The sequence below is a fragment of the Xanthobacter pseudotagetidis genome (genome assembly GCF_043194795.2).
GTDB classification, from domain to species: Bacteria; Pseudomonadota; Alphaproteobacteria; order Rhizobiales; family Xanthobacteraceae; genus Xanthobacter; species Xanthobacter tagetidis_A.
In genome coordinates, this window is the sequence record NZ_CM195534.1 from 4,700,332 (window position 1) to 4,726,825 (window position 26,494).

General features: G+C 70.2%; 24 protein-coding genes and 2 riboswitches. Of the genes, 12 read left to right on the forward strand and 12 right to left on the reverse strand.

The window, feature by feature from the left end:
- Positions 1-95 precede the first annotated feature (95 nt).
- Positions 96-1,991: a molecular chaperone DnaK gene (gene dnaK, locus V5F67_RS21530; RefSeq protein ID WP_394018106.1), complete on the reverse strand. Its 1,896-nt coding sequence runs from the start codon at positions 1,989-1,991 to the stop codon at positions 96-98.
- A 216-nt stretch (positions 1,992-2,207) separates the two neighbouring features.
- Here dnaK and pncA point away from each other — a divergent pair, with 216 nt between their 5' ends.
- Complete coding sequence (pncA, locus tag V5F67_RS21535) at positions 2,208-2,867, forward strand: bifunctional nicotinamidase/pyrazinamidase (RefSeq protein ID WP_394018108.1); 660 nt, start codon at positions 2,208-2,210, stop codon at positions 2,865-2,867.
- Between the two features lie 225 nt (positions 2,868-3,092).
- Here the strand turns inward: pncA and V5F67_RS21540 are convergent, their stop codons facing one another.
- Positions 3,093-3,473, reverse strand: coding sequence for a VOC family protein (locus V5F67_RS21540; protein ID WP_394018110.1), 381 nt, complete (start codon positions 3,471-3,473; stop codon positions 3,093-3,095).
- 100 nt (positions 3,474-3,573) lie between these two features.
- Complete coding sequence (locus V5F67_RS21545) at positions 3,574-3,924, reverse strand: hypothetical protein (RefSeq protein WP_394018112.1); 351 nt, start codon at positions 3,922-3,924, stop codon at positions 3,574-3,576.
- A gap of 201 nt (positions 3,925-4,125) precedes the next feature.
- Here V5F67_RS21545 and V5F67_RS21550 point away from each other — a divergent pair, with 201 nt between their 5' ends.
- From V5F67_RS21550 to ligD, 6 genes are all read left to right on the forward strand, one after another.
- The gene (locus tag V5F67_RS21550; RefSeq protein ID WP_394018114.1) at positions 4,126-4,758 is read left to right on the forward strand and encodes an alpha-ketoglutarate-dependent dioxygenase AlkB; all 633 of its coding nucleotides are present in this window, start codon (positions 4,126-4,128) and stop codon (positions 4,756-4,758) included.
- Positions 4,759-4,838: 80 nt separating this feature from the next.
- Positions 4,839-5,768 carry a hypothetical protein gene (locus V5F67_RS21555; RefSeq protein WP_394018116.1) on the forward strand — a complete coding sequence of 310 codons (930 nt, stop codon included), beginning with the start codon at positions 4,839-4,841 and terminating at the stop codon, positions 5,766-5,768.
- A gap of 102 nt (positions 5,769-5,870) precedes the next feature.
- Complete coding sequence (locus V5F67_RS21560; RefSeq protein ID WP_394018118.1) at positions 5,871-6,368, forward strand: DUF6790 family protein; 498 nt, start codon at positions 5,871-5,873, stop codon at positions 6,366-6,368.
- A 33-nt stretch (positions 6,369-6,401) separates the two neighbouring features.
- Positions 6,402-7,748: an ABC1 kinase family protein gene (locus V5F67_RS21565; protein WP_394018120.1), complete on the forward strand. Its 1,347-nt coding sequence runs from the start codon at positions 6,402-6,404 to the stop codon at positions 7,746-7,748.
- A gap of 70 nt (positions 7,749-7,818) precedes the next feature.
- Entirely contained in the window at positions 7,819-8,715 is an 897-nt protein-coding gene (gene ku, locus V5F67_RS21570) for a non-homologous end joining protein Ku (protein ID WP_394018122.1), read from the forward strand.
- A 3-nt stretch (positions 8,716-8,718) separates the two neighbouring features.
- Positions 8,719-11,352, forward strand: a complete 2,634-nt coding sequence (ligD, locus tag V5F67_RS21575; RefSeq protein ID WP_394018124.1) for a DNA ligase D — start codon at positions 8,719-8,721, stop codon at positions 11,350-11,352.
- A 15-nt stretch (positions 11,353-11,367) separates the two neighbouring features.
- On the opposite strand, the gene V5F67_RS21580 is transcribed toward ligD, so the two are convergent.
- The 5 genes from V5F67_RS21580 to fabA all read right to left on the reverse strand — a co-directional run bounded on the left by V5F67_RS21580 (position 11,368) and on the right by fabA (position 15,653).
- Complete coding sequence (locus tag V5F67_RS21580; protein ID WP_394018126.1) at positions 11,368-12,156, reverse strand: bestrophin-like domain; 789 nt, start codon at positions 12,154-12,156, stop codon at positions 11,368-11,370.
- A gap of 82 nt (positions 12,157-12,238) precedes the next feature.
- Entirely contained in the window at positions 12,239-12,889 is a 651-nt protein-coding gene (locus tag V5F67_RS21585; RefSeq protein ID WP_394018128.1) for a DsbA family protein, read from the reverse strand.
- A gap of 20 nt (positions 12,890-12,909) precedes the next feature.
- On the reverse strand, positions 12,910-13,758 hold the full coding sequence (gene fabI / locus V5F67_RS21590; RefSeq protein WP_394018130.1) for an enoyl-ACP reductase FabI: 849 nt from the start codon (positions 13,756-13,758) through the stop codon (positions 12,910-12,912).
- 85 nt (positions 13,759-13,843) lie between these two features.
- Positions 13,844-15,061: a beta-ketoacyl-ACP synthase I gene (fabB, locus tag V5F67_RS21595; RefSeq protein ID WP_394018132.1), complete on the reverse strand. Its 1,218-nt coding sequence runs from the start codon at positions 15,059-15,061 to the stop codon at positions 13,844-13,846.
- A gap of 58 nt (positions 15,062-15,119) precedes the next feature.
- Positions 15,120-15,653, reverse strand: coding sequence for a 3-hydroxyacyl-[acyl-carrier-protein] dehydratase FabA (gene fabA / locus V5F67_RS21600; protein WP_394018134.1), 534 nt, complete (start codon positions 15,651-15,653; stop codon positions 15,120-15,122).
- 320 nt (positions 15,654-15,973) lie between these two features.
- Here fabA and mscL point away from each other — a divergent pair, with 320 nt between their 5' ends.
- Positions 15,974-16,435, forward strand: a complete 462-nt coding sequence (gene mscL / locus V5F67_RS21605; RefSeq protein ID WP_394018262.1) for a large conductance mechanosensitive channel protein MscL — start codon at positions 15,974-15,976, stop codon at positions 16,433-16,435.
- Here mscL and V5F67_RS21610 read toward each other — a convergent pair.
- The 3 genes from V5F67_RS21610 to V5F67_RS21620 form a co-directional block, all read right to left on the reverse strand.
- Positions 16,400-17,473 (reverse strand): quinone-dependent dihydroorotate dehydrogenase, encoded by a 1,074-nt coding sequence (locus V5F67_RS21610; protein WP_394018136.1) that lies wholly within the window; start codon positions 17,471-17,473, stop codon positions 16,400-16,402. The two genes, mscL and V5F67_RS21610, sit on opposite strands and share 36 nt — an antisense overlap.
- Positions 17,474-17,483: 10 nt before the next feature.
- Positions 17,484-18,182: an orotate phosphoribosyltransferase gene (locus V5F67_RS21615; RefSeq protein ID WP_394018138.1), complete on the reverse strand. Its 699-nt coding sequence runs from the start codon at positions 18,180-18,182 to the stop codon at positions 17,484-17,486.
- Between the two features lie 108 nt (positions 18,183-18,290).
- The gene (locus V5F67_RS21620; protein ID WP_394018140.1) at positions 18,291-20,072 is read right to left on the reverse strand and encodes a VWA domain-containing protein; all 1,782 of its coding nucleotides are present in this window, start codon (positions 20,070-20,072) and stop codon (positions 18,291-18,293) included.
- A 347-nt stretch (positions 20,073-20,419) separates the two neighbouring features.
- Positions 20,420-20,519, forward strand: a riboswitch (glycine riboswitch).
- Positions 20,520-20,521: 2 nt separating this feature from the next.
- A riboswitch (glycine riboswitch) is annotated at positions 20,522-20,631 on the forward strand.
- A gap of 61 nt (positions 20,632-20,692) precedes the next feature.
- Between V5F67_RS21620 and gcvT the strand changes: the two genes are divergently transcribed.
- From gcvT to gcvPB, 4 genes are all read left to right on the forward strand, one after another.
- Positions 20,693-21,838, forward strand: a complete 1,146-nt coding sequence (gene gcvT / locus V5F67_RS21625) for a glycine cleavage system aminomethyltransferase GcvT (RefSeq protein ID WP_394018142.1) — start codon at positions 20,693-20,695, stop codon at positions 21,836-21,838.
- Positions 21,839-21,855: 17 nt separating this feature from the next.
- Complete coding sequence (gene gcvH, locus V5F67_RS21630) at positions 21,856-22,233, forward strand: glycine cleavage system protein GcvH (protein ID WP_394018144.1); 378 nt, start codon at positions 21,856-21,858, stop codon at positions 22,231-22,233.
- Positions 22,234-22,279: 46 nt separating this feature from the next.
- A complete protein-coding gene (gene gcvPA / locus V5F67_RS21635) occupies positions 22,280-23,623 on the forward strand; it encodes an aminomethyl-transferring glycine dehydrogenase subunit GcvPA (RefSeq protein WP_394018146.1) in 1,344 nt (447 codons plus the stop codon).
- 256 nt (positions 23,624-23,879) lie between these two features.
- Positions 23,880-25,451 carry an aminomethyl-transferring glycine dehydrogenase subunit GcvPB gene (gene gcvPB, locus V5F67_RS21640; RefSeq protein ID WP_394018148.1) on the forward strand — a complete coding sequence of 524 codons (1,572 nt, stop codon included), beginning with the start codon at positions 23,880-23,882 and terminating at the stop codon, positions 25,449-25,451.
- Between the two features lie 122 nt (positions 25,452-25,573).
- On the opposite strand, the gene V5F67_RS21645 is transcribed toward gcvPB, so the two are convergent.
- The gene (locus V5F67_RS21645) at positions 25,574-26,455 is read right to left on the reverse strand and encodes a 3-hydroxybutyryl-CoA dehydrogenase (RefSeq protein ID WP_394018150.1); all 882 of its coding nucleotides are present in this window, start codon (positions 26,453-26,455) and stop codon (positions 25,574-25,576) included.
- Positions 26,456-26,494 lie beyond the last annotated feature (39 nt).

The following is a 26,494-nucleotide window of genomic DNA, read 5'->3' on the forward strand; positions in this document are numbered from 1 at the left end:
ACGTCGAAGCCAACGATCTCAGCGCACCCACCCCGTCAAAACAATCGTGCGCGCCGCCCGTCCCGCCAGGGAAGAGCGGCGCGCCTTGCATCGCGTCACGCCGACTTCTTCTTGTCGTCGTCGACCTCGGTGAACTCGGCGTCCACCACGTCGTCCGCCGGCTTGGAGGCGCCGGCCTCGCCGCCCTGCTGGGCCGCGTACATGGCCTCGCCGAGCTTGAGGGAGGCCTGGGCCAGGGCGTTGGTCTTGGCCGTGATGGCCTCGGCGTCGCCGCCCTCCATCACGCCCTTGAGATCCGCCACGACCGCCTCGATGGCGCCCTTCTCCGCCGCGCCGACCTTCTCGCCGTGCTCGGCGAGGGCCTTCTCGGTGGAGTGGATGAGCGCCTCGGCGTGGTTCTTCGCCTCCACCGCGGCGCGGCGCTTCTTGTCCTCGGCCGCGTGGGCCTCGGCGTCCTTCACCATCTTGTCGATGTCGCCCTCGGAGAGGCCGCCCGACGCCTGGATGCGGATCTGCTGCTCCTTGCCGGTGCCCTTGTCCTTGGCGGAGACGTTGACGATGCCGTTGGCGTCGATGTCGAACGTCACCTCCACCTGCGGCACGCCGCGCGGCGCCGGCGGCAGGCCCATGAGGTCGAACTGGGCGAGGAGCTTGTTGTCCGCCGCCATCTCGCGCTCGCCCTGAAACACGCGGATGGTCACCGCGGTCTGGCCGTCCTCCGCCGTCGAGAACACCTGGCTCTTCTTGGTGGGGATGGTGGTGTTGCGGTCGATGAGGCGGGTGAACACGCCGCCCAGCGTCTCGATGCCCAGCGACAGCGGGGTCACGTCGAGCAGCAGCACGTCCTTCACGTCGCCCTGGAGCACGCCCGCCTGGATGGCGGCGCCGATGGCGACCACCTCGTCCGGGTTGACGCCCTTGTGAGGCTCCTTGCCGAAGAACTGCTTCACCACTTCCTGCACCTTGGGCATGCGGGTCATGCCGCCGACCAGGACCACCTCGTCGATCTGCCCGGCGGTGAGGCCGGCATCCTTGAGCGCGAGCCGACAGGGCTCGACGGTCTTCTGGATCAGGTCGTCCACCAGCGCCTCGAACTTGGCGCGGGTGAGCTTCATGGTGAGATGCTTCGGACCGGAGGCGTCCGCTGTGATGAAGGGCAGGTTGATCTCGGTCTGGGTCGCGCTGGACAGCTCGATCTTCGCCTTCTCGGCGGCCTCCTTGAGGCGCTGGAGCGCGAGCTTGTCGTTGCGCAGGTCGATGCCCTGCTCCTTCTTGAACTCATCCGCCAGGTAGTTCACCAGGCGCATGTCGAAGTCCTCGCCGCCGAGGAACGTGTCGCCGTTGGTGGACTTCACCTCGAACACGCCGTCGCCGATCTCCAGCACCGACACGTCGAACGTGCCGCCGCCGAGGTCATAGACCGCGATGGTGCCGGAATTCTTCTTCTCGAGGCCGTAGGCGAGCGCCGCCGCGGTGGGCTCGTTGATGATGCGCAGCACGTCGAGGCCGGCGATCTTGCCCGCGTCCTTGGTGGCCTGGCGCTGGGCGTCGTTGAAGTAGGCCGGGACGGTGATGACCGCCTTCTCCACCTTCTCGCCCAGGAACGCCTCGGCGGTCTCCTTCATCTTCTGGAGGATGAAGGCAGAGATCTGCGAGGGGGAATACTTCTTGCCGTCCGCCTCCACCCAGGCGTCGCCATTGTCGGCGCGCACGATGGAATAGGGCACGAGCTTCTTGTCCTTCTCGACGGTCGGGTCGTCGTAGCGGCGGCCGATGAGGCGCTTCACCGCGAAGAAGGTGCGCTCGGGATTGGTGACGGACTGGCGCTTGGCGGGCTGGCCGACCAGACGCTCGCCGTCCTCCGTGAAGGCGACGATGGAGGGCGTGGTGCGCGCGCCCTCGGCGTTCTCGATGACTTTGGGGGTGGCCCCCTCCATCACCGCGACGCAGGAATTGGTGGTGCCGAGGTCGATGCCGATGATCTTGGCCATATAGTTTCTCCTTGCCGGCAGACCGGCCGGACCCTTTCGGCGTCCGCTGGGGATACCCACGGGCCCCTCCCGCGGCGATCCGCCGGCCCCCTTTACGAAATTGGGGTTCGTCGCGAAAACGACGATCGAAGGCGCATATAGGGGGGGCCTTTTGGCGCCGCAAGGCGTCCACTGCGCCGCTTCCGTCGTTTTTCACATTGCTGCGAGGAGAACGCCATGACCGACCGCCACCCGAGGGGCCGTGCCCCGGGCTCCGACCCGCGCTCCGTCCTCGTGGTGGTGGACCTGCAGGTGGACTTCCTGCCCGGCGGCGCGCTCGCCGTGCCGGGCGGCCACGAGGTTCTGGGCCTGTGCAACCGCGCGGCCGCCAGCTTCCGCAACGTGGTGCTGACCCAGGACTGGCATCCGCAGGGCCACGCCTCCTTCGCCTCCAGCCATCCCGGCCGCGCGCCCTATGACACCATCGCCTTGCCCTACGGCCCGCAGGTGCTGTGGCCGGACCACTGCGTCCAGGACACGCCGGGGGCGCGCTTCTCCGCCCATGTGGACATCCCCCACGCCCAGCTGATCATCCGCAAGGGCGTGCACGCCGCCATCGACAGCTATTCCACCTTCTACGAGGCCGACCGCACCACCCCCACCGGGCTCTCCGGCTACCTGAAGGACAGGGGGATCGACACGGTCTATCTGGCCGGCCTCGCCACCGACTTCTGCGTCGCCTGGTCGGCGGTGGATGCGGCGCGGCACGGCTTCTCGACCCATGTGGTGGAGGACTGCTGCCGCGCCATCGACCTCGACGGCTCGCTGGACAAGGCCTGGGCCGACATGGCCGCGGCCGGCGTGCGGCGGGTGCGCCTCGACGACCTCGCGGCCTGACGCGCGGCCGGAGGCTGCCGGGCCATGGCTCGCCCGCCGCCGCGGTCCACGGCTGCATCATCCGCCTCGGGGTTCCTCCGTCATGCCCCGGCTCGTCCGGGGCATCCACCGGGCCGCGCCGCGCGCCTGGGACGGAGGGCGCCGGCCCTGCCGCAGGGTGGCCCCCCGCACAAGGCGGGGGATGACGGCAAGCCCGGGCACGGGCGGACCCGCTCCCGCTCCGCCTCAGGCGTCCTGCGCGCTCATCCAGCCGAGCGGGGCGCCGGTGGCGTCCATGACGATGGCGAACGCTCCGACCCCCGGAACCTCGAACGGCGCCCGCAGGATGCGCCCGCCCTCCGCCTCCAGCAGCTTGAGGCGCGCCGGCAGGTCGTCCACATTGATGTAGCTGAACCAGTGCGGCGGCACCGAAGGCGGCACGATGTCGGTCTTGTCCATAATCCCGGCCACCGCCTCGTCGCCCAGCATGGCGATGAAGTAGGTGCCGCCGCTTTCCATCGGCATCTCGGCGAAGCTCCAGCCCAGCGTCGCGCCGTAGAAGGCCTTGGCCTTCTCCACGTCGTCGGTCAGAAGCTCGTTCCAGTAGAATTTTCCGTGCGGCGCCATGAGACCTCCCGTTCGTGGCGCGCACCGAAAACGCGCCGGCCAGCTTGCAGCGGCAAGCTGACCGGATACCGCGTTCTGCCGACAAAAGTTAGGGGGAGGCCTACTGCACCACGTACACGACGCGGCGCGAGCCGGGCTCCACGAGCACGGTCTGCGCGGCGGGGGTGACGAAGTACAGCATGGAGCGCACCGCGTCCTGGCCGCCGTCCCAGTTGCCGTTCTGCTCCTGGCGCACCACGAACTGGTTCAGGACCACGGTTTCGGGAACCACGGAGCCCACGACCGGGTCGTAGTCGGACCCGTACGTGGCGGCCGGAACCGGGTTCTGCGCCACGTAGGCGGTGATGTATTCCCGCTGGACGGGAGTGACGATGGTCGCCTGAGCCAGCGCGCCGCCGGTGCCGGCGGCCAGCAGAAACAACGAAAGGCCGAGAGCCTTGCCATGTCTCATAATCCAAACTCCTCTTGGCTGCCCACCTGAAGACAAGGACAGCCGAGCGAAGAAAAAGTTCCAGACCGCGGCCATGCTCAAGTATGACGAACGCTATTCGACAGAAGTTTGCCGCGATTTCGCGGCAATGGCACCATGATAGAGGGACGGCTTGGACCGTTCGAATACCCCTCACGGACATGGATATCGCCGATGTCTCTGATGCAAGCTTCTGACCACAGCCTGGAGATTGCACCGGGATGCCTGTGGTTCCGCGACGCGCTCGACCGGGCGGCGCAGGAACAGCTGGTTGCCGACATCCGTGCCGTGATCGCTCAGGCGCCGCTCTTCACCCCGCGCATGCCGCGCACCGGCAAGCCGTTCTCGGTGCGGATGACCAATTGCGGTCCGCTCGGCTGGGTGTCGGACGAGACCGGATACCGCTACCAGTCCTTCCATCCGGACACCCGCCGGCCCTGGCCGGACATGCCCGCTTCGCTCCTCGCCCTGTGGGCGGCCCATGCGGCGGGCGCGCCGCCGCCGGAGGCCTGCCTCGTCAACGTCTATGACGCCGGCGCACGGATGGGCCTGCACCAGGACCGGGACGAGGACGACCTCACGGCGCCGGTGCTGTCCGTCTCGCTGGGCGATACCGCCGTGTTCCGCATCGGCGGCGCCGCGCGCACCGATCCCACCCGCTCGGCGCGCCTTTCGTCCGGCGACGTGCTGCGCCTCGGCGGCGCGAGCCGGCTCGCCTTCCATGGCGTCGACCGGGTGATCGCCGGCTCATCCAGCCTTCTCGACGGCGGCGGGCGCATCAACCTCACCTTGCGCCGGGTGACGGTTTCCGCTTGATTCGTCACGCTTCGGCCCCCTTTGAACCACAAAAGCCGAATGTCCCGGCCCCCGGTCCGGTCCCCAGCGGAGCCTGCCTGATGCGCCTTGCCCTTGCCGCCGTGCTCTTCGCCTTCTCCGCGGCGCTGTCCGGTGCCGCCGCCGCCGAGGTGGAGTTTCCGCGCGGCTCCATCATCGGCCTCGTGCCGCCGGAGGGCATGAGCGAGGGACGCACATTCTCCGGCTTCGAGGACCGCGACAAGAACGCCGCGCTGCTGCTGGTCGACATGCCGGCCGAGGCGTTCCCGCAGCTGGAGGCCAGCTTCACCGACGCGGCGCTGGCCGAGAAGGGCATCAAGGTCGAGACCCGCGTGAACTTCCCCGTGACCGGCGCCAAGGGCATTCTCGTCACCGGCACCCAGGCCGCCGGCGCCGTGACGCTGCGCAAGTGGGTGCTGCTCGCCGGCAACGACATGCTCACCGCGCTGGTGACCTTCCAGGTGCCCGAGAGCGCGGCTGTGGCCTATCCCGACGCCACCGTGCGGGCGGCGCTTTCCACCCTCGCCTTCCGCTCCGCCCGCGAGCAGGTGGAGGCGCTGCCCTACACCCTCAACGACCTCGCCGGCTTCCGGGTGGTGCGCACGCTGGGCGGCTCCACCGTGATCCTCACCGACGGGCCGAAGAATGTGGTGGACGGCGCCGAGCAGCCCTATTTCGTGGTGACGGTGGCCGGCGGCGCGCCGCGCGAGGACGAGCGCGGCCGCTTCGCGGTGCGCACGCTGGCCGGCACACCCGGCGTGAAGGACATCCAGGTCGAGCGCGCCGAGCCGCTGCGGCTCGCCAACCACATGGGCTACGAGGTGATGGCCAAGGGCGTGGACATGCGCACCGGCGCTCCCGTGAAGGTGGTCCAGTGGATGCGCTTCGGCACCACCGGCTACATGCGGATGGTGGGCGTGACGCCGCTCGACAGCTTCCCCGAGCTCTACCCGCGGCTGCGCGCCATCCGCGACGGCGTCGAGCCGCGCTGATCCGCGCCCGGGACAGGCGCATCGGGGCCTTCCGCGCGCCGCCGCCTTCTGGCACCGTGGCTCCCGGCCCGCCCCCAGGGCGCGCGGTCCGAGGAGACGGCCATGGTGTTCTGGGTTCCCATCCTGAGCTGGGGCGCGGCCCTCCTGTTCGCCCTCCTCACCGCCTTGAAGGCTCCGGCGCCGCGCCCCGCCGCGCTCTGGGCGGAACGCCTCGCGGCAGGCATCTGCCTGTTCCCGGTGGGGCTGATGGGGCTGTGGGCCGCGCTCGGCCACATCGCCTTTCCCGTCCAGTCGGCGCAATCCATCGGCTGGGCCACGAGCCCGTTCCAGTTCGAGGTGGGCGTCGCCAATCTCGGCATCGGCCTCGCAGGCGTGATCGGCGCCTTCTACCGCAGCTGGGGCTTCCGGGCGGCGGTCGCCGTGGTGAGCGCCGGCTTCCTCGGCGGCGCGGCGGTGGGCCATCTGGTGCAGATCGCCAAGACCGGCAATCTCGCGAGCGGCAATGCCGGGCCCATCCTCTACACCGACATGCTGACCCCGCTCGCGCTGCTGGTGCTGCTCGCGCTCACCTGGACTTCAGGGCGCCGCGACCCCACCTGACGGGAAACGGGTGAACGAGGATTGTCCGCACACATGAGCGACCAGGAGAGGAACCGCTTCTCCGCCCGCGCGCTGCGCTATGCGCGGGTGGGCGCGGGAATGGGGGGCGTCGCCGCCCGCATGGCGTCGAGCCGGCTCGTCGGCGGCGAGAGCGGAGCCAACGCGGCCGCGCTCGCCGCGGCGCTCGGCGGCCTCAAGGGCCCGCTCATGAAGGTGGCGCAGCTCATGGCCACCGTGCCGGACCTGCTGCCGCCCGAATATGCCGCCGAGCTGCAGAAACTTCAGGCCGACGCCCCACCCATGGGCTGGTCGTTCGTGAAGCGGCGCATGAGCGCCGAGCTTGGCCGCGACTGGGAAAGCCGGTTCGCCGCCTTCTCGCACCAGCCGGCCGCGGCCGCCTCGCTCGGCCAGGTCCACCGCGCCACCACCCTCGACGGCCAGGAGGTGGCCGCGAAGCTCCAGTATCCCGACATGCAGGCGGCGGTGGAGGCGGACCTCGCCCAGCTCGACCTCCTGTTCTCGCTCCACCGGCGCCTGAGCGCGGTGATCGACACCCGCGAGATCGCGGTCGAGATCGGCGCGCGGGTGCGCGAGGAGCTGGACTATCGCCGCGAGGCGAAGCACGCCGCGCTCTACGCCGCCATGCTCGCCGACGAGCCGCGGGTCCGGGTGCCGCGGGTGCGCGCCGACCTGTCCACCGGGCGTCTGCTGACCCTGCAATGGCTGGAGGGCGAGCGCATCCTGGCCTTCGTGGACGACCCGCTGGAGACGCGCAACCGCCTCGCCGAGGCGATGTTCGCCGCCTGGTGGGTGCCGTTCAGCCGCTTCGGCGTGATCCACGGCGATCCCCATCTCGGCAACTACACCGTGTTCCGGGACCAGGACCGTCCCGCCGGGATCAACCTGCTGGACTATGGCTGCATCCGCATCTTCCCGCCGCGCTTCGTCGCCGGCGTGGTGGAGCTCTATCGCGGCCTGATGGCGGGGGACGAGGCGCGCATCGTCGGCGCCTACGAGACCTGGGGCTTCAGGGGCCTCGGGCGGGAGGTCATCGACGTCCTCAACATCTGGGCGCGCTTCATCTACGGCCCGCTGATGGACGACCGGGTGCGCACCATCGCCGACGGCGTCGCGCCGGGCCAGTACGGGCGCCGCGAGGCGTTCCAGGTCCATACCGCGCTCAAGGCGCTCGGTCCGGTGACGGTGCCGCGCGAATTCGTGTTCATGGACCGCGCCGCCATCGGCCTCGGCGCCGTGTTCCTGCACCTGAAGGCGGAGCTCAATTTCCACCGGCTGTTCGAGGCGGCCATCGGCGATTTCGATCCGGCCGCCCTCGCCGCGCGGCAGCAGGCGGCGCTGGCAGAGGCGGGGCTGGCGTGACAGCTTGGGAACGAAAGCAGGGCGGGCGGCGTTTTGCGCCCCGGAGGGGCGATAGGGGCGGAGGGGCGAGATGGCACCGCGCGCGCAATGGAAGGGTGTCCTCAGGATCGGCGCCTTCACCTGCCCTGTGGCGCTCTTCACCGCCGTCTCCACCTCCGAGCGCATCGCCTTCCACACCCTGAACCGCGCCACCGGCCATCGCGTGAGGCGCGAATTCGTGGATTCCATTACCGGTGACGCCGTGCCGGCGGAAGACCAGGTGAAGGGCTACGAGATCGCCGACGGGCGCCATGTGACCCTGGAGCCGGAGGAGGTGGCGGCCGCCGTCCCCGAGAGCGACAAGACGCTGGACGTGACCGGCTTCCTGCCCTGCGACCAGGTGGAGGAGATCTATCTCGACCGCTCCTATTACCTCGCCCCCGCCGACGCCGGCGCCCAGGCGGCGTTCGTGGCGCTGCGCGAGGGCCTGCGCAAGGCCAGGACGGCGGCGCTCGCCCATGCGGTGCTGTTCCGGCGCTTCCGGGTGGTGCTGGTGCGGCCGCAGGACGAGGGGCTGATCGCCACCCTGCTGAACTTCGACTACGAGGTCCGCTCCGCCGCGGACGCCTTCTCCGACGTCCCGCAGATGAAGGCGAAGGGCGAGATGCTCGACCTCGCCCGGCACATCATCGACACCAAGCGCGGCCGCTTCGACCCGGCCGGCTTCGAGGACCGCTACGAGGCCGCCTTGGCCGAGCTGGTGAAGGCGAAGCAGGCGGGCAAGCCGCTGAAGCGCGCCCGGGCGGCGTCCGGCGGCAAGGTGATCGACCTCATGGACGCGCTCCGCCGCAGCGCCAAGGCCACCGGCGGCAAGCCCGCCGCCAAGGGGAGCAGGAAGGCCGCGCCTGCGCGCGCCAAGGGCAAGGCCGCCGCAAAGGGGGCCGCCGCAAAGGGCTCCACCTCAAAGCCCCGGCGCAAGGCGGGCTGAGCCATGCCGCTCGCCACCTACCGCAGGAAGCGCGACTTCTCCCGCACCCCGGAGCCGCGCGGCGCGGCGGGCAAGGCGAAGGGCGCCGCCTACGTGATCCAGAAGCACGCGGCCCGGCGGCTCCATTACGATCTCCGCCTGGAGCTCGACGGGGTGCTGAAGAGCTGGGCGGTGACGCGCGGGCCCAGCCTCGACCCGGCGGACAAGCGCCTCGCCGTGGAGGTGGAGGACCATCCGCTGGACTACCGGGATTTCGAGGGGACGATCCCAAGGGGCGAATATGGCGGCGGCACCGTCATCGTCTGGGATCGCGGCACCTGGAGCCCGATCGGCGATCCCCATGCGGGACTGAAGAAGGGCCACCTGGAATTCGCCCTCCACGGCGACAAGCTCAAGGGCCGCTGGCATCTGGTGCGCATGGCGCCGCGGACGCGGGAGAAGCGCGTCAACTGGCTGCTCATCAAGGGCGAGGATGCGCAGGCGCGCGCGCCGGACGCGCCGCCGCTGGTGGAGCGCGAGCCGCTCTCGGTGACGACCGGCCGCCCGATCGAGGCGGTTGAAGGCGAGGCGCCGGGCTGGTCCTCCAGGACCGGCGGGCCGATCGGTGATCCGGCTTCCGAGCCGAAGGCGACGCCGGCGGCCAAGCGAAAGCAGAAGCCGGAAGCTCACCCGGCGCCCGCATCCCCCACGAAGACCAGGGCGCGGCCCAAGCGGACGGCCGCGGCCGATGCCGTCACGGCACCACCGCCCGGCGCGGACCCGCTCGCCCTGCCGGGCGCGAAGCCCGGCCCGCTGCCGGATTTCGTCCCGCCCATGCTGGCGACCCTCGCCGCCGCCCCGCCGAAGGGGAACGCCTATGTCCACGAGATCAAGTTCGACGGCTACCGCGTCCTCGCCCGCATCAAAGACGGCAAGGCGCGGCTCCTCACCCGCGGCGGGCTCGACTGGACCGACCGCTTCGGTCCAGCCTTGAGGGAAGCCCTCGCCCGCCTGCCCGTGCGCGCCGCGCTCATCGACGGCGAGGTGGTGGCGGAGACCGGCTCGGGCGCGTCCGACTTCTCCGCCCTCCAGCAGGACCTGTCCGAGAGCCGCGCCGACCGCTTGGTGCTCTACGCCTTCGACCTGATCCATCTCGACGGCGCGGACCTCGGCGACGTCCCGCTCACGGCGCGCAAGAGCCTGCTTGAGGCCCTGCTCAAGGAGGCCGCGCCGGTCCTGCGCTTCAGCGCCCATTTCGCCGACGACGGCGCCACCGTGCTCGCCCATGCCTGCCGCCTGTCGCTGGAGGGCGTCGTCTCCAAGCGCGCGGACGGCCGCTACCGGTCGGGGCGCTCGCGCGACTGGATCAAGACCAAGTGCACGGCGCGGCAGGAATTCGTGGTGGCGGGCTTCACCCTCTCCTCGGTGGCGAAGGACGCCATCGGCGCGCTGGTCCTCGGCGTCTACGAGAACGGGCGGCTGGCGCCCGTGGGGCGGGTCGGCACAGGCTTTTCCGCCGCCATGGCGCGCGCGCTCTTCCGCACCCTTTCCGCCCTGGCGGTGGCGAGGAGCCCGTTTGCCGTGCCCCTGGCGCCTGAGGCGGCGCGCGGCGTGCGCTTCGTCGATCCGCAACTGGTGGCGGAGGTGGAGTTCCGCGGCTTCACGGCCGACGGCAACCTGCGCCACGCCGCCTTCCGGGGGCTGCGCGACGACAAGCCGGCAAGCGAGGTGGTGCGCGAGATGCCGACCGAGACCGACAACAGGGCGCCGCGCCGCGCGGCCATCGCCCTCACCCATCCCGACCGGATCTACTGGCCCGACGCCGGCGTCACCAAGCAGGGCCTCGCCGACTACTGGGCCGAGGCCTACCCCCGCGCCGCGCCCCATCTGACCGGCCGGCCACTGGCGCTGGTGCGCTGCCCGGAGGGCATCGACGGCGAGCGCTTCTTCCAGAAGCACCTGTGGCAGGGCGCGCGCCGCGCCATCGTGCCGGTGCGCGACCCCAAGGACCCGTCCGGCAGCCCGCTGGTGAGCATCGACCGCCTCGACGGCCTTCTCGGCCTTGTCCAGGCGGCGGCGCTGGAGATCCATCCCTGGGGGTCGGCGCTCACGGACTGGGAGGCGCCGGACCGCATCGTCATGGACCTCGATCCGGGGGAAGGCGTGCCGTGGGAGGCCACCCTCGCCGCCGCCGCCGAGGTGGCGGAGCGCCTGAGGCAGGCCGGCCTCGTGCCGTTCGTGAAGACCACCGGCGGCAAGGGCCTGCACGTGGTCGCCCCGCTGGCGCCGAAGGCGAAATGGCCGCAGGCCAAGGCCTTCACGAAGATGATCGCCGACGCCATGGCGGCGGACAGCCCGGAACGCTATGTGGCCACCATCGCCATGGCCAAGCGGCGCGGACGCATCCTCATCGACTATCTGCGCAACCAGCGCGGCGCCACCGCCGTCGCGCCCTACTCGCCGCGCGCGCGGGCGGGCGCGGCGGTCTCCATGCCGCTGGCGTGGGACGAGCTCGGCCCCGCCATCGGCCCGGCCTACTTCACGGTGGCGAACGCGCCGGCGCGGCTTGCCGCAGCCGATCCCTGGGGCGGCTTCGCCGCCGCCGCCGCGCCGCTGCCCGACGGCCCGCGCAAGGCAACCGGTCGCAGGAAGGGCTGAGCGGCGGGCACCGGCCTATGCCGGCTTCATCATCTGCGCCAGCGCATGCTCCATGGAGGCGGGCGAGACATAGATCAGCCCGTCGAACGGCGAGCTCATCTCCAGGATGAGGAAGATCGCCCCGGCAAGGCACACGGCGCAGAGCATGAAGGCGACGACCGACACCCGGTTCACCGGCGCGAACAAGCCGAAGCTCATGAAGATGAGCGTGAGCCAGACGATCAGCACCGCCGTGAAGATGGGCGGCACCGTGGTCACGCTCTCCTCGATCACGGTCCACCGCAGCACGGAGAGCGTGCGACCGCGTTCGAGCGCCTCCGCCTTCAGGTCGACTTCGAGCGGCGTGCCCGGCGCCAGCGCCCGGATCGCCTTGATGACGCCGGAGAACGCGACCTGCGCCCAGGGGTCCGGCTTGTCCAGCACGACTTTGGGCCGCCCGTCCGCGAGCGGATCGGTGATTTGCCAGGACGCCGCCAAAAGGTGGCGCGTGAAGCCGAGGAGCGCGGCGCGCGCGGGCTCGGCTGGCGGTCCGTAGTCGCGCAGGGTGCCGTCGAGGGTGATGAGATAGGTCGCGAACTGCTGCACGTCGCGGGAGGTGGCGTCGAAATTGCCCTTCACCGATGCCGTCATCAGACCGAGAATGAGCGACGATACCGCCACCACCATGCCGACGCCAAGCTTCACCGCATCCTGCGTTTCCTTGGCGAGATGGTGCTCGGCGAGCCGTCGCGCGACCCACATGCCGAGCATGGCGCCCCCGAACAGCGACAGAAAGACGATCAGGGCGACCAGGACGGAGGACATGGAACAGCTCGCCGGGCATCCGAGATGGAATCAGGACTGACGGAGGGAATATCCACTCCTTAAGCAGAGACTGGCGCGCCGCTCAAGGTTTCGCAGTGGAAAGCAGAGCGCGCTTGCGGGCGAGATCGAGATAGCCCGCGAACACCTGCCCGCCGATCACATAGACGGGCGTGTCGATGATGCCGAGCGCGGAGGCGAGCGCCGCCGCCCGCGAAAGGTCTTCGGTGTGTTGCGGCTGGATCGAGAGGTTGAACACCTGAGAGCGGTCGAGCTCGGCGCGCTGGGCCGCGGCCAGCGCCACCACGCCGTCGATCGGCCCCGTGCCTTCCGCCAGATCGAGATAGAAGGTCTCGAACGGCCCGAGCCCCTTGCCGAGCACCGCGAGAGCCACCCGCGCCGCTTCCAGGGAGCGGACATCGAAGCGCGGCGCCTGGACCACCGCGTAGGCGAGCCGCGCGTCGGCCGCGAGCAGCTCGCGCATGTCGAGCGCCGAGCGACGCCAGTCAGCGGCGTTGAAATCCACCAGCTCGGTGATGCGGGGCGGAGTTCCGGGCGCGCCGAGAACGGCCTTGCCCGGCAGGGCATTGAGCTTGGCCGCGGCCTCCGGCGTCAGCGGGCGCGGCACCACGGCCTGCGCGCGGGCTACGGCGGGCAGCCCGGCAGCCAGGACCGCGGCGGCGGATTGCAGCAGGAACCGGCGCGAAGGCCCGGCATTTCGGTCATCGCCGGACATCGCGAGGGCCTCCTTGCAGCCTACTCGGCGGCCTCGCCAGGGGTTTCCCCCGCGAGCTTCGCTTCCGCGTCCTCCTGGGTCTTGAGCACGTCGGGATGCGGCATCGAGATGATGTTGTAGCCGGAATCGACGAAGTGGACCTCGCCGGTGACGCCGGTGGACAGGTCCGATAGGAGATAGAGCGCCGCGCCGCCCACCTCCTCGATGCTCACCGTGCGGCGCAGCGGGGCGTGGCGCTTCTGGTAGTTGAACATCAGCCGCGCGTCGGCGATGCCGGCGCCTGCCAGCGTGCGCACCGGGCCGGCGGAGATCGCGTTCACCCGGATGGCGGAGGGACCATAATCGGCCGCGAGATAGCGCACCGAGGCCTCAAGCGCCGCCTTGGCGACGCCCATCACGTTGTAGTTTGGCATCACCCGCGTGGAGCCGCCATAGGTCAACGTGATCAGCGAGCCGCCGTTCGGCATCAGCGCCGCGGCACGCTTGGCGACCTCCGTGAATGAGAAGCAGGAGATCACCATGGTGCGGGAGAAGTTCTCCCGGCTGGTGTCGGCATAGCGCCCCTTCAGCTCCGACTTGTCGGAGAAGGCGACTGCATGCACCAGGAAGTCGATGGAGCCCCACTTCTCCTTGAGGGTCGCGAACACCTGGTCGACGCTGGCGAGGTCCTCCACGTCGCAGGGCATCAGGAAGTCGGAGCCGAGGCCCTGGGCCAGCGGGCGCACGCGCTTCGCCATGCCCTCGCCCTGATAGGTGAAGGCGAGCTCGGCGCCCTGCGACGCCAGCGCCTTGGCGATGCCCCAGGCGATGGAGTGGTCGTTGGCGACGCCCATCACCAGACCACGCTTGCCTTTCATCACATCCTGCATCGCCCACCCTTAGAGCAGCTTCGTCGGCGCCCTTCGCACACCTCGCCGGGTGGCGCCACCACCGCTAAACGTCCCTCGCCCGCGCTCATGCGTCGATGTGCTTCAGCACCAGGCAGGCATTGGTGCCGCCAAAGCCGAAGCCGTTGGAGAGCACGTGGCCGAGGCTGGCATTGTCCACCCGCTCGCGCACGATGGGCATGTCGGCGAAGGCCGGGTCCATCTCCTCGATGTTGGCGCTCTCGCAGATGAAGCCGTTCTGCATCATGAGGATGGAGTAGATGGCCTCGTGCACGCCGGTGGCGCCCTGGGAGTGGCCGGTGAGCGACTTGGTCGCCGAGATGGGCGGGCACTTGGCGCCGAACACCTCGCGGATGGCCTCGATCTCCTTCAGGTCGCCGATGGGGGTCGAGGTGGCATGCGGGTTGATGTAGTCGATGGGGGCCTTGATGCCCGCCATGGAAAGCTTCATGGCCCGCGCCGCGCCCTCGCCCGAGGGCGCCACCATGTCGGCGCCGTCGGACGTGGCGCCATAGCCGGCGACCTCGGCATAGATGCGGGCGCCGCGCGCCTTGGCGTGCTCCAGCTCCTCCAGCACCAGCACGCCGGCGCCGCCGGAGATGACGAAGCCATCCCGGTTCTTGTCATAGGCGCGCGAGGCCATGGCCGGGCGATCATTATAGGCCGAGGACATGGCGCCCATGCCGTCGAACAGCACCGAGAGCGTCCAGTGCAGGTCCTCGCAGCCGCCGGCGAAGATCATGTCCTGCTTGCCGTACTGGATCAGCTCGTAGGCGTTGCCGATGCAGATGTTGGTGGTCGCGCAGGCGGCCGAGATGGAATAGCTCAGGCCCTTGATCTTGAACCAGGTGGAGAGCGTCGCCGAGGCGGTGGAGCCCATGGCCTTCGGCACCGCGAACGGGCCGACGCGCTTCGGCCCCTTCTCGCGGGTGATGTCGGCGGCGTCGACGATGGTCTTGGTGGACGAGCCGCCCGAGCCCATGACGAGGCCGGTGCGCTCGTTGGAGATCTCGGCCGGCTCCAGCCCCGCGTCGCGGATCGCCTGGTCCATGGCCACGTGGTTCCAGGCGGTGCCGCCGCCGTGGAAGCGCATGGCGCGCCGGTCCACCACCTCTTCCGCATTGAGCGTCGGAGCGCCGTGGACCTGCGAGCGGAAGCCGAGCCTGGCGTAGTCGTCCGCGAAGGAGATGCCGCTCTTGGCCTCGCGCAGGCTGGCGAGCACCTCCTGCGTGGAATTGCCGATGGACGAGACGATGCCCATCCCGGTTACGACGACGCGGCGCATGTCACCCGTCCCCCATTGCTTTTGAGACGTTATGGCGTGGGATCGTGGCGAGGCCTTGTCAGGCCCCTGCCGACCCCGGGGCCATGTCCGTCTGGAAGAGGCCGACCTTGAGGTCCTTGGCCCGGTAGATCACGGTGCCGTCGGCCTCGAGCCAGCCGTCGGCGATGCCGAGCACCAGCTTGGAACGCATGACGCGCTTGAGGTCCACCCCGTAGACCACCTTCTTCATGCTGGGCAGCACCTGGCCCGAGAACTTGAGCTCGCCGAGCCCGAGCGCCCGCCCCCGCCCGGGCGAGCCGAGCCAGCCGAGGAAGAAGCCCACCATCTGCCACAGGGCATCGAGCCCGAGGCAGCCGGGCATGACCGGGTCGCCCTTGAAGTGGCAGGGGAAGAACCAGAGGTCCGGATTGACGTCCAGCTCCGCGCGCACCATGCCCTTGCCGAATTCGCCGCCGGTTTCCGAGATCTCGGAGATGCGGTCGAACATGAGCATGGGCGGCAGCGGCAATTGCGCGTTCCCGGCCCCGAACAGCTCGCCACGTCCGCACGCGAGGAGATCCTCATACCCGAAGCTGGTCTGCCGTTCCGCCATTCTCGCCGGTTTCGCCATGCTGCCCGTCATATCGGCCAAGAGAGCCCGTGAAGGGTCGTTGGGCCCGTGAAGGGTCGTTTCCATCGAGCCCGAAGGCCCGCCCCCGCGGACGAGGGCGGCACTCCCTAACATAGGCAGGGGCGCGCTCAAAGTCATGAAAGCGTCACGCGCACGATAAGTCGCGCCCCCGGGGCGTCTTCCCGCCGCATTCAGGCTAAGCTGGCGCCGGGGAGCCGGTGAATCGCGGCTCCAGCCAGGCATCGGCCGCCCATCCGGGGACCCGCGCCGAGGCGACACGGAGGTGGTCCATGCTGACAAACATGCTGAAGGAATTCAGGGATTTCGCGGTGAAGGGCAATGTCGTCGACCTCGCGGTCGGCGTCATCATCGGCGCCGCCTTCGGCAACATCGTCTCCTCTCTGGTGGGCGACATCTTCATGCCTGTCATCGGCGCCGTCACCGGCGGCCTGGACTTCTCCAACTATTATATCCCGCTGTCCTCGACGGTCACGGCGGAGAACCTCGCCGACGCCAAGAAGCAGGGCGCGGTGCTGGCCTACGGCTCCTTCATCACCATCGCCATCAACTTCCTGATCGTCGCGGCGATCCTGTTCCTGCTGGTCCGGGGCATCAACCATCTGCGCCGGCAGCAGGCGGCGAGCGCCGCGGCGGCCCCACCGCCTCCGCCCACCGCCACCGAGGTGCTGCTGACCGAGATCCGCGACCTGCTGAAGGCGGAGGCCGCCTCACCGGGCGTCGGCACCCACCGCGGCGGCGACTGAGGAAAATCCATCTCTCTTCAGGTGCTTGGCAAGATCGGCCTTGACCCGCGCCACCAGGCACGGGCCGCCGAACACCAGGGCCGAATAGAGCTGGACCAGGCTCGCCCCGGCGCGGATCTTGGCATAGGCGTCCGCGCCAGAGGCGATGCCGCCCACCCCGACCAGAGGAATGCGGCCTCCGGTAAGCCGGTAAAGCGCGGCAAGCCGCTCCGTGGAAAGGGAAAACAGCGGCCTGCCCGACAGGCCGCCGGTCTCGCCCTTGAACCGGCTCTTCAGCGAGCCGGGGCGCGAGAGCGTGGTGTTGCCCATGATGAGGCCGTCCACCCTGGTCTCCAAGGCCACCTCCGCCACGTCTGAAAGCCCTTGATCGTCAAGGTCCGGCGCCACCTTCACCAGGAGCGGCGGGCGGGCGGCGGGATCGGCGACGGCGGCGTCCCGGACCGCGATGGCGCGGGCGATCAGCGTCTCCATCTCCACCCTGGCCTGGAGCGAGCGCAGGCCCGGCGTGTTGGGCGAGGAGATGTTGCAGACGAGATAGTCCGAAAGCCGGCAGGTGGCCGCGATGCCCGCCGAATAGTCGTCGACGGCGTCCTCCGTTTCCTTGTTCTTCCCGACATTCGCCCCGACGATACCCGGCCGGCCGGCGGCGCGGCGCGCCTTCAGCCGGCGCACGAACGGGTCGAGCCCCTGCGAGTTGAAGCCGAAGCGGTTGATGACCCCCTCGTCGTCGTCCAGGCGGAACAGGCGCGGCTTCGGGTTGCCCGGCTGCGGGCGGGGCGTCACCGTGCCCGCCTCCACGAAGCCGAAGCCGAGGCCGAGGATGGCGTCCACCGCAGACGCATCCTTGTCGAAGCCGGCGGCGAGCCCGACCGGGTTGGGGAAGCGGAGGCCCCAGACCGTGGTCGCCAGGATCGGGTCGTCGCCGCCCTGGGGCGCCGGCGGCACCAGCCCGCGCTTCAGCGCCGCCAGCGCCAGCTCGTGGGCGCGCTCCGGGGAGACGAGGCCGAGCGCCGGCCGCAGCAGGGCGTAGAGGTCCATCACGTGGCGCTCATTCTCCGGTGGTCGCGGCGCCGCCGTGGGCCTTCGACCAGGCGTGGGGATCGTGGAGGAACGCCTCGATCTGAGCCACCTGCTCGGTGGGGAAGGTGTTCATCTCTTTCACCTGCGCCAGCACGTCCCACCAGGTGGCGAGGCGGTGCAGCGTGAGGCCGGCGTCCTTCAGGATGCCGGCCGATTCGGCGAAGATGTCGTAATAGAAGAACACGAAGCAGTGGCCGCACTCGGCGCCGGCGTTGCGGAGCGCGTTCACGAACAGGACCTTGCTCTTGCCGTCGGTGGTGAGGTCCTCCACCAGCAGCACCCGCTGGCCCTCCTCGATATGGCCCTCGATCTGGGCGTTGCGGCCGAAGCCCTTGGGCTTCTTGCGCACGTACTGCATGGGCAGCATGAGGCGGTCCGCCACCCAGGCGGCGAACGGGATGCCCGCGGTCTCGCCGCCCGCCACCGCGTCGAACTTCTCGTAGCCGGCCTCGCGGAAGATGGTCGAGATGCCGAAGTCCACCAGCGTCTGGCGCACGCGCGGGAAGGAGATCAGGCGCCGGCAGTCCACATAGACCGGGCTCGCCCAGCCCGAGGTGAAGATGAAGGGCTCGCCCGAGGAGAAGCGCACCGCCTCCACCTCGATCAGCATGCGCGCGGTCTCTTTGGCGATGGTGGCCTTGTCGGGAAAAGCGGTGACGTTCGCCATGGGTTGCGCCCCTTCGTCTGAAGCCTCGATCGGAGGGGGCATATATCAGAGGCGGGGCCGATGGGCACCCCAATCGGGCGGGCAGGCCGCGCCCGCCCGATGGGCCGCTCAGCGCACCTCCACCGGAATGCGGACGATCACCCGCCGCGCATCCACCCCCTGCAGGACATAGCGGATCTCGTAGCGCCCCGGCGTCCCAGGCGCGGTGAGGGAGGCGGTCTTGCCGTCGGTGTGACGGGTATAGGCGTAGGACAGCTCATCGCTGGTCTCGGCCTTGCCGGCGGGAACGAGGTCCACATAGTCGCCGTCGCCATTCGGCCCCGACCATTCGACCGCGATGGCTGCGTCGGGCGCGACGTGCGCCGGTGCCGTCAGGGTCGCGGGCGCCACCTCCTCCACGGTGAACGGCACGCGCGCCAGCTCGCGGCGGCCACCCGCCCCCTCCAGCACGTAGCGGATCACGTAGGCGCCGGGCTTCACCGGCAGCCGCAGCTCCACGGTCTCGCCGTCCTCCGACTGGTCCACATAGGCATAGGCGGTCTCGCCCGACGTTTCCTTGTGGCCGGCCGGGACGAGGTCCACATAGTCGCCGGCGCCCTTCGGCCCGCGCCAGTTCACCGTGAGCGCGGAGCCGGCCGGCGCCTTCGGCGGGAAGGCGAGCGCGGCCGAGGCGGCCGTCACCTCCAGCGGCACGGTGACGAGGACCTGGCGGCCGCCGGCGGCCTCCAGGACATAGCGCAGGGCGTACTTCCCGACGTCGCCCGGCGCCCTGAGCGTCGCGGGGTTGCCCTGCTCGGTATAGGCATAGGCGATCTCGCCCGCCGCCTCCTTATGGCCGGCGGGGACGAGGTCCACATAGTCGCGCGCCTGCCCGGGTCCCTTCCAGGTGACCTCGAACGCCGAGCCCGCGGGCACGCTGGCCGGCGCGACCAGCGCCACCTTGCTGTCGACGACCTCGACCTTGCCGGTCGCCAGGACCCGGCGCTTGTCGGGGCCGTTCCAGACATAGCGGATGTCGTACGTCCCGGGCGTGCCCGGCGCGCGCAGCTCCGCGTCCTTGCCCTTCTCCACATAGGCGTAGGACAGCTCCCCGCCGATCTCCTTCGTGCCGGCCGGCACGAGATCCACATAGTCGTTGGTGGCGGCCGGGCCGGTCCACTTCACCAGAAAGCCCGCGCCGATGCCGGGCTTGGCCGGGGTGGATATGGTCGCCTGCGGCACGCTCACGCTCGCCTGGGTCGCGGCGGTCTTCGGCGCGGTGGTCTTCGGCGCGGGCGGCGCGGCGACCGTCTGCGCGAGGGCGTCCTTCAGCTCCGCCTCGTTGCCGGCGCGGATGTAGCGCCCGCCGGTCCGCTCGGCGAGGCAGGCCACCTGCCGCCCCTCCTCCCGGGTCAGCCCGAAGCCGACCACATGGGCGGTGAAGTCGACCCCGGTCTTCTCCAGCTCGGCCGCCAGCGCGCACGGGTCCGCCTGGCAGGTCTCCACGCCGTCGGTGATAAGGATGACGGTCGCCTTGTCCTCGGTCGAGCGCAACGCCGCGGCGGCCTGGCGGACGCTCTCGGTGAGCGGGGTCTTGCCCAGGAAGCGCATCTTGTCCGCGGCGGCCGCGATGGCCGCGCCGCTGCCCGCCGCCGGGGAAACCACCAGCTCGATGTCCGCGCAGTTGCCCTTCTCCCGGTGGCCGTAGGCCATGAGCCCGACCTCGGCGGTGGGCGGAAGCTTGGCCAGCGTCTGCTTGAGCGCCTGCCGGGCGATCTCCAGCTTCGGCCTGCCGTCGATGGCGCCCCACATGGAGCCGGAGGCATCGAGGACGATCATGGTGCGCTCGGCGGCGAGCGCGGGCGCCGATACGACGCAGAGGAACATGAGAAGAATACGGCTCAGGCGCATGCTGAATCTCTATCCCGTTCGACCACTTCGAACCCCGCGCCGGGGAAGGAGCCATTCCGTGAATAGAATTGCAACCAGAATCACAGCCTCAAAGACGAAGATTTCCTCATGTCCATGTCCCTATCCGCTTGATGCCACGGGCGCGCGGATAACTACGTTGGCGCCACCGCAGCGCCTTCCAAATCAGGCGACTTGACCGAGAATGACACAGAAAGGCGGCGCGTGTTGCTCCCGGACGGCGGACGGCGTCGGGCTGCCCCCGCCCCGGCTCATTGACGCCCCCGCCTTATCGCCTATGCTGCGCCTCGGCCGTGCGACTCGCCTTTCAGGGGTGGCGCGGCCATCGGACGATCCCTGCGGGAGAGACCGGCGGCCTTTCGGGGCGCGGCCGGCGCCGAAGGCGCAACCGCCCCGGAACCGCTCAGGCAAAAGGGCCGCAGGGGGACGAGCCTCTGGAAAGCAGCGCCCCCCGCGCGAGCGGGATTTCGCGCTCACCGAAGGAGTAAGCCGCGCCCTTCCACGAGGCGAGGCGAAATCTCTCAGGTTTCCCGGACAGAGGGGGCGCCGCGCGGACCCGGACACGGGGCCGCCAGATTGGCGCATCCTGTCGGGAGCCTGTTATGGCGCAGCCGGACGAAAATGCGGGTCCCCTCCAGAAGACCCCGCTTCACCTCGAACACATCGAGCTCGGTGCCCGCATGGTGCCGTTCGCCGGCTACGAGATGCCGGTGCAGTATGCCGACGGCATCATCGCCGAGCACAACTGGACCCGCGAGCATGCGGGCCTGTTCGACGTCTCCCACATGGGCCAGGCGATCCTGCAGGGGCGCGACCACGCCGCCACCGCCCGCGCACTCGAGGCGCTGGTCCCGGCCGACATCCTGAACCTCGCCGAGGGCCGCCAGCGCTATTCCCAGCTCACCGCCGACGACGGCGGCATCATCGACGACCTCATGGTCACCCGTCCGGCGGGCCACGAGAATGACGGGCGCCTGCTGCTGGTGGTGAACGCCGCCCGCAAGGAAGTGGACTTCGCCCACATCGCCGCGCGCCTGCCCTCCTCCGTGCGCCTCGACGTGGTGGAGGACCGCGCCCTCATCGCCCTCCAGGGGCCCGAGGCCGCCATGGTGATGGAGCGCCACTGCCCCGACGCGCTGCTGCTCGGCTTCATGGAAGCAAGCGTGCTGCTGGTGGACGACTTCCCCATGCAGGTGTCGCGCTCCGGCTACACCGGCGAGGACGGCTTCGAGATCTCGCTGCCGGCGCTGGAGGCGCCCATTCTCTGGGCACGCCTCATGGCCGAGCCGGAGGTCAAGACCATCGGCCTCGGCGCCCGCGACAGCCTGCGGCTGGAGGCGGGGCTGTGCCTCTACGGGCACGACATCGACCTGTCCACTTCCCCCGTCGAGGCCGCGCTCACCTGGTCGATCCAGAAGCGCCGGCGGCTGGAGGGCGGCTTTCCCGGCGCCGCGCGCATCCAGCGCGAGCTTGCCGAGGGCACGGGCCGCATCCGCGTCGGCCTGAGGATCGAGGGCCGCCAGCCGGCGCGCGAGGGGGCCGAGATCGCCGCCGCTGGCACCGTGGTCGGCACCGTGACCTCGGGCGGCCACGCGCCGAGCCTCAACGCGCCGATCGCCATGGGCTACGTGCCGCCGGCCTATGCCGCGCCGGGCACGGCGCTGGAGGTCCTGGTGCGCGGCAAGGCGCTTCCCGCCTCGGTCGTCGCCCTGCCCTTCGTGCCGACGCGCTACCACCGCAAATCCTGAACCGGGGGCCTCAAGACATGACCAGCGTGCGCTACACCAAGGACCACGAATACATCCGCCTCGACGGCGCGGTGGCGGTGGTCGGCATCTCCGACTACGCCCAGAGCCAGCTCGGCGACGTGGTGTTCGTGGAGCTGCCCGACATCGGCAAGACGGTGGAGAAGGGCAAGGAGGCCGCCGTCGTCGAGAGCGTGAAGGCCGCGAGCGAGGTCTATGCCCCCCTCTCCGGCGAGGTGGTGGAGGTGAACGCGGAGCTGGAGGGCAATCCCGGCCTCGTCAACACCGACGCCGAGGGCCAGGGCTGGTTCCTGAAGCTGAGGCTCGCCGACCCGTCCGAGCTCGACGCCCTCATGGACGCCGACGCCTACAAGGCCTTCCTGGAGACGCTGGGCTGAGGCCGGCGCGCCCCCGCCGGCCCCGTTCGATCGAGAAAGACGCATCATGCGCTATCTGCCTTTGACCGCCGACGACCGCGCCGAGATGATGGCGCGGATCGGCATCGCGTCCGTGGACGTGCTGTTCGCCGACATTCCGAAGGACAAGCGCGAGACCGAGCTTCCCGACCTGCCGCGTGCGAAAGGCGAGCTGGAGGTGGAGCGGCAGCTCGCACGCCTCGCCGCGAAGAACGTGCCGGCGGGATCGGTGCCGTTCTTCGTCGGCGCGGGAGCCTATCGCCATCACGTGCCGGCGAGCGTCGACCACCTGATCCAGCGCTCGGAGTTCCTCACCTCCTACACGCCGTATCAGCCCGAGATCGCCCAGGGCACGCTGCAATACCTGTTCGAGTTCCAGACCCAGGTGGCCGAACTGACCGGCATGGAGGTGGCGAACGCCTCCATGTATGACGGCTCCACCGCGGCCGCCGAGGCGGTGCTCATGGCCCACCGGGTCACCCGGCGGCGCAAGGCGGTGCTGGCCGGCAACCTCCATCCGCACTATCGCGCCACCATCGAGACCGTCTCGCGCTATGCCGAAGACGAGGTGACGGCGCTGGCGCCGGTGCCGGCGGGCGGGGAGGACCTGCTGTCGGCCATCGACGAGACCGTGTCCTGCATCGTCGTGCAGTCGCCGGACGTGTTCGGCAACCTCGTCGACCTCAAGCCCATCGCCGCCAGGGCGCACGAGAAGGGGGCGCTGCTGATCGCGGTGTTCACGGAAGCAGTGTCGCTCGGCCTCGTCGAGCCGCCGGGCGCCCAGGGCGCCGACATCGTCGTCGGCGAGGGCCAGTCCATCGGCAACGCGCTGAACTTCGGCGGCCCGTATGTGGGCCTGTTCGCCACCCGGCCGAAATTCATCCGCCAGATGCCCGGCCGCCTCGCCGGCGAGACCGTGGACGCGGAGGGCCGGCGCGGCTTCGTGCTCACGCTCTCCACCCGCGAGCAGCATATCCGCCGCGAGAAGGCGACCTCCAACATCTGCACCAATTCAGGCCTCTGCGCGCTCGCCTTCACCATCCACCTGTCGCTGCTCGGTCGCGAGGGGCTGACGCGGCTCGCCCGCCTCAACCATGCCAGCGCCTGCGACCTCGCCGACCGCCTCGTGGCGGTGCCGGGGGTGGAGGTGCTGAATGCGACGTTCTTCAACGAGTTCACCATCCGCGTGCCGGGCAAGGCGGCGGACGTGATCGAGAAGCTGGCGCGGAAGGGCGTGCTGGGCGGCGTGCCGTACTCGCGCCTCGCGCCGAAGGCGGGCCTCGACGACCTGATCCTCGTCGCCGCCACCGAGACCACGACCGAGGACGACCGCGCTGCTTTCGCCGCCGCGCTGAAGGAGGTGCTGGCATGAACCGGATCCTTCCGAGCGCTGGCAGCGCGGCCTCCCTCTCCCGCTTGCGGGGGAGGGTCGGGGTGGGGGCATGGCGCCATCCCCACGGCGGCGCCGACGCCGTTTCGATAGTCTTCCCCCTCCCTAGCTCTGCCCTGTTCTTCCCCCTCCCTAGCCCTCCCCTGTTCTTCCCCCTCCCTAGCCCTCCCCCGCAAGCGGGAGAGGGAATCGGCGTGCGCGCAGCCGCCATGGTCCGCTCATTCGACAAGGTGCTGGCATGAACCGCGAAGGCCGGGGCGCCACTGCCCCAACCACCGGGAGCGCCTCGCAGGCGCCCGCCACCTTCACCGGCAACCGGGGCCTGGACCTGGAGGAGGGCCTGATCTTCGAGATCGGCCGCGCCGAGGTGACCGGCGTCGACATCCCCGAGCCGCCGGAGTTCCGCGCCCGCCTGGGCGGCCTGGAGCGCAAGGTGGCGCCCGATCTGCCGGGCCTGTCCGAGCCCGAGGCCATGCGCCATTACGTGCGCCTCTCGCGCATGAACTACGGCATCGACAGCGGCCTGTTCCCGCTCGGCTCGTGCACCATGAAGCACAATCCGCGCCTCAACGAGAAGATGGCGCGCCTTGCCGGCTTCGCCGATCTGCATCCGCTGCAGCCGGTCTCCACCGTCCAGGGTGCGCTCGCTCTGATGGCGGAGTTGTCGCGCTATCTGCTGGAGCTCACCGGCATGGCCGCCGTGGCGCTGCCGCCCAAGGCCGGCGCCCATGGCGAATTGTGCGGCATGATGGCGATCAAGGCCGCCCACATGGCCGCCGGCCAGGGCCATCGCCACATCGTCGTGGTTCCCGAGAGCGCCCACGGCACCAATCCCGCCACCGCCGCTTTGATCGGCTACGAGGTGCGCGCGATCCCCGCCCGCGCCGACGGAACGGTGGACGTGGAGGCGGTGAAGGCGGCGCTCTCGCCCGAGGTGGCGGCGCTGATGCTCACCAATCCCAACACCTGCGGCCTGTTCGAGCCGGACGTGGTGAAGATCGCCGCGGCGGTGCACGCCGCCGGCGCCTACTTCTATGCGGATGGGGCGAACTTCAACGCCATCCTCGGCAAGGTGCGCATCGGCGACCTGGGCGTCGACGCCATGCACATCAACCTGCACAAGACCTTCTCGACCCCGCACGGCGGCGGCGGGCCGGGGGCCGGGCCGGTGGTGCTCTCCCCGGCGCTGGCGCCGTTCGCGCCGGTGCCGTGCGTGGCGGCGCGCGACGGCGCGCTGACCCTGGTGGAGGACGGGGGAGCGGCCGGCGCCGAAGGCGCGCTCGGCCGCATGAGCGCGTTCCACGGCCAGATGGGCATGTTCGTGCGCGCGCTCGCCTGGATGCTCTCCCACGGGGCGGACGGAATGCGCCAGGCCTCCGAGGACGCGGTGCTCTCGGCCAACTACATCCGCGCCAGCCTCAAGGACCTCATGAGCGTGCCGTTCCCGGACCGCCCGGCCATGCACGAGGCGCTGTTCGACGACACCTGGCTCGCCGGCACCGACATCTCGACGCTCGACGTCGCCAAGGCGCTGATCGACGAGGGCTACCACCCCATGACGGTCTATTTCCCGCTGGTGGTGCACGGGGCGATGCTGATCGAGCCGACCGAGAGCGAATCCAAGGCCGCGCTCGATTTGTTCATCGCCACCCTGCGCGACCTCGCCATGGCGGCGAAGGCGGGCGACACGGCGCGCTTCCTCGGCGCGCCTTACCACGCCCCGCGCCGGCGCCTCGACGAGACCCGCGCCGCCCGCACCCCGGTGCTGCGCTGGGTGAAGCCGGCCCCGCTCGGCGCGGCGGCGGAGTAAAGCCTGGGGACCGGGGCCGTCCCACGAATGCGAAAGCCGGGAATGCAAGAAGCCCTGTCCTCCGGCCGGAGGACAGGGCTTTCGCGCGTTCCGATCGCAGCCCGCGGGCGCGGGCTCAAGGCTCAGCGGGTGGGAACCGGCTTCTCGCCGCGATAGTCGTAGAAGCCGCGCTGGGTCTTGCGGCCGAGCCAGCCGGCCTCGACATACTTCACCAGCAGCGGGCACGGGCGGTACTTGGAATCCGCGAGGCCCTCGTGCAGCACCTGCATCACTGCGAGGCAGGTGTCGAGGCCGATGAAGTCGGCGAGCTGAAGCGGCCCCATGGGATGGTTGGCGCCGAGCTTCATGGCGCGGTCGATCGAGTCCACCGAGCCCACGCCCTCATAGAGCGTGTAGATGGCCTCGTTGATCATCGGCAGCAGGATGCGGTTGACGATGAAGGCCGGGAAGTCCTCCGCCACCGCGTAGGTCTTGTGCAGGCGGGTGACGAACTGCTTCGAGCTTTCGAACGTGTCGTCGTCGGTGGCGATGCCGCGCACCAGCTCCACCAGCTCCATCAGCGGCACCGGATTCATGAAGTGAATGCCGATGAAGCGCTCCGGCCGGTCGGTGGCGGCGGCGAGGCGGGTGATGGAGATGGAGGAGGTGTTGGAGGCGAGCAGCGCCTCCGGCTTCACCACCGGGCAGAGCGAGGAGAAGATCTTGCGCTTCACCTCCTCGCGCTCGGTGGCGGATTCGATCACGAGGTCGCAGTCGCCGAGGTCCTCGATCCTGTCGGCGGCGGCGATGCGGCCGAGGGCCTGCTGGCGGTCCTCCTCCGAGACGGTGCCCTTGGACACCTGCTTGGCCATGTTGCCGTTGATGGTGGCGAGGCCGGAGCGGATACGGTCCGGATCGGCGTCGTTGAGCGCCACGTCGTAGCCCGCCAGCGCGCAGACATGCGCGATGCCGTTGCCCATCTGGCCTGCGCCGATGACCCCGACCTTCTTGATCTCGAGCGGCATGGTTCTCTCGTTCTGCCTTGTTGCCGGTGACCGGGGCGG